The organism is Pseudomonas sp. CGJS7 (assembly GCF_036961695.1).
Genome location: NZ_JBAMDI010000028.1, coordinates 88,258 through 96,007, shown reverse-complemented (window position 1 = coordinate 96,007; position 7,750 = coordinate 88,258). Strand labels below are relative to the sequence as shown.

Sequence of the window (7,750 nt, the reverse complement as noted above, 5' to 3'; positions counted from 1 at the left end):
GGGGAACTCACTTCACGGCGATCGGATCAGTCCTGCAAACCCGCGCGCACCGCCGACAGCACACTGCCGTCGCGCACCAGCTGCACCGCCGTCGCCACTTCGCCGTCGAGCGCGCGATCGTGATCGAGGAACGGAATCGACTCGCGCAACTTGGCATGGGCGATCGCAACCGCGCGGCCCGGACGGAACTCGTCCGCCGCCGACAGCTCCGCACGCAGCCCTTCGACTTCGGCCAGGAAGTCGGCGTGCTCGGCGCTGTCGCCGACCGGACCGCCGAACACCTTCGCCGCCAGGGTGCGCGCGTCGGCGCGATCGGCCAGATCGCGCGCGGCGTTGATCATGTCGCGGCGCAGGTCCAGCGCTTGCGCGGCGGTGTACAGCTCCAGCGCCAGCACCTTGCCCAGATCCTCGGCCATCGCCAGCACGTGGCGCGCCTCGTTGGCGCCCATCGAGACATGGTCTTCGGCGTTGGCGCTGGTCGGGATCGAATACACCGAGGCCGGATGCGCGCGGCTGGCCAGATCGTTGACGATCGCCGCGGCGGTGTACTGCACGATCATGTGGCCCGATTCGGTCGCGTCTTCGTTGCCGATCAAAAAGCCCGGCAAGCCGTCGTTGGTGGCCGGATCGACCAGCTTGTTCAAGCGCCGCTCGGAGATGCTCGCCAACACCGGGATCGCCGCCTTGACGTAGCTCATCGCCAGCGCCAGCGGCATGCCGTGGAAGTGCCCGGCCGAAATCACCTGCTGCTCGACATGCTCGGCCTGCGCGTCCGGGAACACGATCGGGTTGTCGGTCAGCGAGTTGAGCTCGATCTCCAGCACCCGCGCGGCCTGGGCGATCGCGTCGCGGACCGCGCCGTGCACCTGCGGGATGCAGCGCAGCGAGTAGCTGTCCTGCGGCTGATGCTTCTTGCCGCCGCGGAACGGGCGGAAGCGGTTGTAGAACTTCTCGCGGCCGTGACGCTGGCCGAACGGCACCCAATCCCAGCCGATATCGAAGCTGAGCTGCTGCGCGGCTTCGGTGTCCCAGCTCTGCGGCAGCCACGGTCGGAAGCGCGGCACCAGGTGGTACGGGATATCGGCCAGGGTCGAACCGTCGAGCAAGTTGCGCAGATTCTCGGCGACGCGCACTTGGCCGGGATGCGGACGCAGCGCATGCACTTCCGGCGCGAACGCGCCCAGACGGCCGGCGAAGGCGTCGATGGTCATCGCCGCGGCCAGATCGGCGGTGTCGAGCAGATCTTCCAGCTTGGCCAGCGCCAACACGCCGCACGCCAACATCTGCGCGGTGCCGTTGTTGAGCGCCAGACCTTCCTTGTACGACAGCTTGACCGGCTTGAGGCCGGCGCGCTCCAGCGCCTGCGCGCCGGGCATGCGCTCGCCTTCGAAGAAGGCTTCGCCGCCGCCGAGCAGCACGATGGCCAGATGCGACAACGGCGCCAGATCGCCGCTGGCGCCGACCGAACCCAGTTGCGGCACCACCGGCACGATCCCGGCGTTGAGCATCGCGGTCAAAGCATTCAGCGTTTCCACCCGGATGCCCGAGTGACCGCGCATCAAGGTGTTGATGCGGATGCACAGCATCGCCCGCACAATCTCCGGCGCGAACGCCTCGCCCACGCACACCGCGTGGGTGACGATCAGATTGCGCTGCAGTTCTTCGTGCAGGGTTTCCTGCGAGCGGCGCGCGCCCGGCAGCTGGTCGCGCAGGTGGTGCGCGCCGAGCAAGCGGTCGGCATTGCTGCCGAAACCGGTGGACACGCCGTAGATCGGTTCTTCGCGGCGTACTTGTTCGGCCAGAAAATCGGCCGCGCGCGCCACCGCCGGCAACTGCGCCGCGGAAAGTTCGACTTGGGCGCCGTAGGCCACGGCAACGAGTTGCGACCGCGTCAGCGAACGGCCGTCGAGCTGGATCTTGTTCACAATAACCTCGCCTCGCACCCTGGCGATCATCTGAACGGCGGGGACCGTCGCGAGCGGCGGACCCGGCCGAGCGTACTCGGGAGTCGGTGCGTCAATGAAACATTGGGAACCGCGGCCGCACCTGCGCGCCGCGGAGTGGAGTCGGCCCGCCGCGACGCCGGATCGCGATCCGGCGCGTGGACAGGCCGATGACGCAATCCGCCGACGCATCCGCGTCGACGGATTTGCGGCCGTTCGCGCGGCCCATGCGCGCCGGGATCGAACCATCCCCGGCGCCGACACGGGCGCTACGCTCGCGGCCGATTCGCTGCTGGGTCACTGCATGACCCGCGATTGTTCCAACTCGACCCGCAAGGTGCGGGCCAATTCGCTGCGCGGCACTTCGAACTGATCCTCGCGCCGCAGGTCCTTGACCGTGGCCACGCCCTTGGCGATCTCGTCCTCGCCCAGCACCACCACGAAGCGGATGCCGGCTCGGTCGGCGTAGCGGAATTGCTGTTTGAGCTTGGACGCCTCCATCACCACTTCGGTGTTGAGGCCGCCGTGGCGCAACTCGTTGGCCACCGCCAGGCATTGCGGCAGCAACGCATCGCTCATTTGCGTCACCAACACTTGCACGCTGCTCTCGGCCGTGCTGATCAGCTTGGCTTCCTGCAACTGCCAGAACAGCCGGGTCAGGCCGATCGAGATGCCCACGCCGGGCAGCTTGGACTTGGTGTAGTGGCTGGCCAGGTCTTCGTAACGGCCGCCCGAGCAGATCGAACCCAGCGACGGGTAATCGTTGAGGGTGGTCTCGTAGACCGTGCCGGTGTAGTAGTCCAGGCCGCGCGCGATCGAGAAGTTCAGGGCGTAGTTCTGCTCCGGCACGCCCAGCGCGCGGATCAGTTCGATCACCTCGCGCAGTTCGGCCACGCCTTCGCGCAGCGACTGATTGCCGTCGCCCAATGCGTCCAGCTTGGCCAGCGCGTCCTGATGCGAGGTCGAGCGCACTTCCACGAACTGCAGGATGGTCGCCACCGCATCCGCGGCCAGGCCGAAGCCCGGGCCGGTCAGGGTGTCGCGCACGTAGTCCGCGCCGCGCTTGTCGAGCTTGTCGATCTCACGCAGCACCAGCGCCTGCAACTCGCCCTCGGCCACACCCTGGGATTCGAAGAAGCCGCGCAGCAGCTTGCGGTTGTTGAGCTGGATGGTGAACGCGCCGATGTCGAGTTCGGCGAACACCGCGTAGATGCAGGCCGGCAGCTCGGCGTCGTAACGCACGCTTAGCGCGTCCTTGCCGACCACGTCGATGTCGCACTGGTAGAACTCGCGGAAACGCCCGCGCTGCTGGCGCTCGCCGCGGTAGACCCGCTGCATCTGATAGCGGCGGAACGGGAACGCCAGATCGTGTTCGTGCTCGGCCACGTAGCGCGCCAGCGGCACGGTCAGATCGAAACGCAGCGCCAGTTCCGGCAGCGTGGCTTCGCCGGATTGCAGATTCTTTTCGCGCGAACCGGTGGATTCGGCGAAATACACCTGCCGCTCGGTCTCGCCGCCCGACTTGGTCAGCAGCACCTCGGTCAGCTCCATCACCGGGGTTTCCACCGGCAGAAAGCCGAACCGCTCGAAATTGCGGCGAATCGTGTCGAGCATGCGCTGGAACGCGATCTGGTCACGGGGCAGCAGCTCCATGACCCCGGGTGGGGTGCGCGGCTTGATCAAGCGAAGAACTCCAATGGCATCGGGCGGTACGTGGGGATGGCCGCGACGGCGCGGGACGGGCTTGGCCCGGCGCCGATCGGCGGTCGGAATAGTCTAACGTCCGCCTTGCTCCATCGCTCGCCCCACGCCGCCGCGCCCCGCCCGGCGGGGTTTTCCGGGGCATCGGGACCGCGCGGACGAATTCTTGGCGACAGACCCCTTGCGCCGGCCCTGGGGTCGCCGCTAGAATTTGCGGCTCACGAAGTCGGGGTGTAGCTCAGTCTGGTAGAGCGCTACGTTCGGGACGTAGAGGTCGCAGGTTCGAATCCTGTCTCCCCGACCATTTTTTCGTGATGTTTTCGATCAAGCCGGCCTCGCGCCGGCTTTTTCATGTCTGCAAAAAGTCTGCAAATCAGCTGCGAGCACTCGGCCCAACGAGGATGCCTTCGACTGCTCGGGTCACCACATAGGGAATGACCGCGCAGGCGCAAGCCATACCTGCGCCAGCAGCCTGTGCAGGCGCTGCCTGAGCTTCGAAGGCGAAGCTAAGTAGGTATGCCCCCACCCCGGTACCGACAAGGGTTGCGAGCCAAAGCAGCGCCAGCACGATACGAGACAGTAGTTCCATTTCCTGCTCCGTCAGAGTGAGTGGGATCGAAGCGGCGGGAGCCGGCTCAATCCTCGTTAACGGATTTCCTGGCCTTCCGCGGCCGGTTGCCCGACCGGTTGCGATCGCGCATGTCGCAAGGGCGGAGATGCTACCCAATGGCCGGTCGCCACCTGCCATCCCGTTTTCGGGAGAACTACAGGGAGGGATCGTCATGAAGTTTGAAATCTATCGAGAGGGAGGCGGCGGCCTCCTCGGCAACGCGTTGGCTGGCCTGGGAACGAAAGGCCAATACAGGTGGCGACTCTGGTCCGACAACCACGAGATCATCGCCTCAGGCGAGGACTACGTGAACAAAGCGGACTGCCAGAATGCAATAAACCTGGTCAAGGGAACTAATGCTCTGACCCGCGTCGAGGACAACTCGTAGTGCCTGGAGATAGCCGGAATTCCTGCTATCTCAAATCACTCTGATTGGAGTGATTCAACGGTGAGCCGGGGCCACAGTTACCGGGAAATCCCGGAATCGCAGGGCTTGGGGTCCGAATCCCTTTTCCTCAATGTGAGGAGATGAAGGGCGATACAGGATTTCCTGTATCGGCACCGGTCGAGCACGAGTTCTGCCAGGGGGGTGCGAATCGCTACCCACTCTCCACCAACGGTGGGAAAGGGGGAGCGCCGTTACAGCGCCCCCTTCGAACTGCAGGAAATCCATTGAGCGTTGTGGGGATTGGGTTTTCCGGAGTTTGAGATCGCCGGACAGCGCCAGCAGTAACTCATTGTCTATGCGAGGTTTCAACGTCGCAGAAGAGGCAAAAATGGGTAATTTATCGCCACCGATGTGAGCCCCGATCGTCCCTTTCGGGAGCCCACACGCCGCCACGGATTCTGCCGAGTGAGCGACTGACGCCATTGGCGTACTCCGGCCAGATCAAGCACTTACTCCGCAACCGTATACCTTGAGGGGTACGGTTGAACTGCGCTGATCTGCGTAGTTGTACACCTTAAGGGGTACAACTCACTTTTCCGGTTTGAAACCGAAGAAGTCAGCCGCTGCTCTGATTGGAACTTGAGCTGATGCAGTCTCATCACCTGAGATGCTGCTGAGCTATTCGAAGCCACCATCCTTGATGGCTCGTTGAGCTTGAGACTGCCACATGCCCAAATCCAGAGTTCCGCAATGGACCGAGCAGGAGATCGCCCTGCTATGCGAGCTATATCCGAACATGCGCACTCGCGAGGTCTCCGAACGAATCGGCCGGCCGTATCTCGCCACCCGACGAAAAGCCGGACAGCTTGCTTTGAGGAAGACAGATGACTACATGCTGAGGCATCCACACGAATTCCAGCCGGGCCACAAGGTGCCGCGAGAACGCCTCACTAACCCGCCGAAACCCATTGGCACTGAAATATTCCGCCACGGCTGTGTGATGCGGAAGGTAAATCTCACGGGCGACCACTCTGCTGATTGGAAATACGTGCACCGGATAGTGTGGGAGGAAGCGCACGGACCGATCCCCCCGGGCTACCGGGTAGTCTTCAAGAACTGGAACACAACAGATAGCCGCTTAGAAAATTTAGAGCTCGTAACTGCGGCTGAGAATTCTAGACGCGCCGGACAAAGATACGGGGCCTTTCCAAAAGAGTTACGTCAGGCGCTCTTTGCCCTAGGCCGCCTAAAGACAAAAATTGCGGAGAAGTCATGAAGAACAAGATCGAGGATCTCCGCAATCACTTGTTCGCAGTGATAGAAGGCCTATCGGACCCGGACAATCCGATGGAGATTGAGCGCGCCATTGCTATCGCGAACGTTGCGCAAGTGCTCATCAACTCGGCTAAGGTAGAAGTCGAGTTCATGCGTGTGACGGACAGCGTCCGCGGTTCTGGCTTCATTCCTTCTGATGCAAGCGTGATAGACGGGCGACCTGCGTTGGAGGGGCCGAGCCACGGGAAGCCAGCGGCGCAACCAGCACTCTCTAAGCCGGTAAGCGGATAACAGACGCCAATCGTCCGATGCGAATCCGTGCAGTCGCAGTGTCTTAGCAGCAAGGCCAGCAACGGATTGCCAGCGTCCACCAACTAAGATTGCACGTAGAGCTGCAGCCAACACGCACGGAGCCATTTAGGGCAAACTCCGCGCCATCGATTTCGCATGGATACTGAGAAGAATGACGGACGATAGAAGTTGGTACGGGCCGACAATAGCGATACTGTACTCGCTACTTTTCGTAAGGGATCTGGAAAAGCATCTCCCGAGAACATTGCACATGGCCCGGACTGGCTTCGGTAAGTTCTCGCCCGAAGATGTGAAGGTAGCCATCGAGAGGGTGTTGGCCTCTTCGATCGACCTATCTGAAGTGGCAGAGCGCTTGGGCGGCCTCCCCTATTCCAACGCAGTTCTTCGCGAGTACTTCTCAAAGGTCTTGCAGAACATCTAGGGGCAGGCGACAAGGCGGAACTGGGGATGACAAAGAATCGTTTGAGGGGAAAATCGCGACCCCGGACTAAACCAGACGATCAATCCGACAGACGCTCCAGTATCTTCGAGAAATATCGGCGTATCTCTTCCTCTGAGTGAAGAACACCTTCGAACTTTGTCAGATCTTCCGATGAGCTGAGCGCCATCTCAATCGCGTGCCTCATTTCCTCCGGGGAAAAAATAATTCCCTCCCCATTTTTCACCTTGGCAAGAGTTCGTGGAAAGAAGCTTTTGAGGTCTCTAACACCAACAAGACCATACATCAGCAAGGTGAAGATCCCTCGCCATCTTTCTTCAGTGTGCATTGGTGCCCCCCCTTTTTTCTCGTAGTGCACGATTTTAGATGCGGCTGCTGCTGCCGGCCAGCCCGCTTGTGGACGATCGGAGGCATAGCCCAGGCTGCAGGGACATCGGGAGCGGCAGATCGCATCTGCGGCTCGGGCCTGAAATCCCGCCCAACGGCCAATAGTCCTCACCTTTGTACGGAGCGGCCGCTCGACAACCGCGAGTGGGCGATGCGGATAGCGATCCGTCTCAGGCAGCAATTGATCGACCAACAAAAAAGCCCCGCATTGCGGGGCTTTTTGTTGGTGAGCCCTATGCAGCCCGGAACTTACTTCGTTGACCACATAAGAACTCGTCAGCGCAATCTGCCAAGTCTTCCATTGTCGCCCTATCTGCCGGCGTTTTCATCTCAGCAATCGCGTGCGCATCAGGCTCATCGAGAACTGCGATCAATAGGTGATCTTCTTTCCCGTCCGAAACATAAACCAGCGCTCGATCACTAGTCTTTCGTGACCTTTGCTTCCACCGCCTGTTCCACACAGCAAGTGCATCAGGATCTGTTGGTGTCAAATGGACGTGGCGGAGCACAAACGCCTTCCCGCTGACAAGCACACGTTCGTATGAAGAATCTTTGCCAAATATTGCGCTTGAGTACTCTCGATTTCCGAAGTCCGATTTCCACCAGTCAAACTCTTCTGTGAACTCAACGATAAAATCCCCGAGCGCATCCTGAAGAGCATCCGTGTAGTAGATTGCCATCCACTGGCCTCAACG

The 7,750-nt window shown here is 61.5% G+C and carries 8 protein-coding genes and 1 tRNA gene; 4 read left to right on the top strand and 5 right to left on the bottom strand.

The features are described 5' to 3' along the window. Positions 1-26: 26 nt before the first annotated feature. Both V7787_RS18605 and hisS read right to left on the bottom strand, forming a co-directional pair. The gene (locus V7787_RS18605) at positions 27-1,925 is read right to left on the bottom strand and encodes an HAL/PAL/TAL family ammonia-lyase (RefSeq protein ID WP_336089001.1); all 1,899 of its coding nucleotides are present in this window, start codon (positions 1,923-1,925) and stop codon (positions 27-29) included. A gap of 315 nt (positions 1,926-2,240) precedes the next feature. After that, a complete protein-coding gene (gene hisS, locus V7787_RS18600) occupies positions 2,241-3,626 on the bottom strand; it encodes a histidine--tRNA ligase (RefSeq protein ID WP_336089000.1) in 1,386 nt (461 codons plus the stop codon). A 245-nt stretch (positions 3,627-3,871) separates the two neighbouring features. On the opposite strand from hisS, the gene V7787_RS18595 reads away from it, so the two are divergent. Further along, positions 3,872-3,948, top strand: a tRNA-Pro gene (locus tag V7787_RS18595). A 69-nt stretch (positions 3,949-4,017) separates the two neighbouring features. Here V7787_RS18595 and V7787_RS18590 read toward each other — a convergent pair. Beyond that, a complete protein-coding gene (locus V7787_RS18590) occupies positions 4,018-4,233 on the bottom strand; it encodes a hypothetical protein (protein ID WP_336088999.1) in 216 nt (71 codons plus the stop codon). A gap of 193 nt (positions 4,234-4,426) precedes the next feature. On the opposite strand from V7787_RS18590, the gene V7787_RS18585 reads away from it, so the two are divergent. The 3 genes from V7787_RS18585 to V7787_RS18575 all read left to right on the top strand — a co-directional run bounded on the left by V7787_RS18585 (position 4,427) and on the right by V7787_RS18575 (position 6,208). Next, positions 4,427-4,642 carry a YegP family protein gene (locus V7787_RS18585; protein ID WP_336088998.1) on the top strand — a complete coding sequence of 72 codons (216 nt, stop codon included), beginning with the start codon at positions 4,427-4,429 and terminating at the stop codon, positions 4,640-4,642. A 727-nt stretch (positions 4,643-5,369) separates the two neighbouring features. Further along, positions 5,370-5,918 (top strand): HNH endonuclease signature motif containing protein, encoded by a 549-nt coding sequence (locus V7787_RS18580; RefSeq protein WP_336088997.1) that lies wholly within the window; start codon positions 5,370-5,372, stop codon positions 5,916-5,918. Next, positions 5,915-6,208, top strand: coding sequence for a hypothetical protein (locus tag V7787_RS18575; RefSeq protein ID WP_336088996.1), 294 nt, complete (start codon positions 5,915-5,917; stop codon positions 6,206-6,208). Before V7787_RS18580 ends, V7787_RS18575 begins: the two co-directional genes overlap by 4 nt. A 521-nt stretch (positions 6,209-6,729) precedes the next feature. Here V7787_RS18575 and V7787_RS18570 read toward each other — a convergent pair. Continuing rightward, a complete protein-coding gene (locus V7787_RS18570) occupies positions 6,730-7,320 on the bottom strand; it encodes a hypothetical protein (protein ID WP_336088995.1) in 591 nt (196 codons plus the stop codon). After that, positions 7,289-7,735, bottom strand: a complete 447-nt coding sequence (locus tag V7787_RS18565) for a type II toxin-antitoxin system YafO family toxin (protein WP_336088994.1) — start codon at positions 7,733-7,735, stop codon at positions 7,289-7,291. Before V7787_RS18565 ends, V7787_RS18570 begins: the two co-directional genes overlap by 32 nt. Positions 7,736-7,750 lie beyond the last annotated feature (15 nt).

Bases quoted from the DNA above. Each gene is read 5' to 3' on its own strand.
- V7787_RS18565 (WP_336088994.1), bottom strand. From the start codon at position 7,735: ATGGCAATCTACTACACGGATGCTCTTCAGGATGCGCTCGGGGATTTT.
- V7787_RS18590 (WP_336088999.1), bottom strand. From the start codon at position 4,233: ATGGAACTACTGTCTCGTATCGTGCTGGCGCTGCTTTGGCTCGCAACC.
- V7787_RS18575 (WP_336088996.1), top strand. From the start codon at position 5,915: ATGAAGAACAAGATCGAGGATCTCCGCAATCACTTGTTCGCAGTGATA.
- V7787_RS18585 (WP_336088998.1), top strand. From the start codon at position 4,427: ATGAAGTTTGAAATCTATCGAGAGGGAGGCGGCGGCCTCCTCGGCAAC.
- V7787_RS18580 (WP_336088997.1), top strand. From the start codon at position 5,370: ATGCCCAAATCCAGAGTTCCGCAATGGACCGAGCAGGAGATCGCCCTG.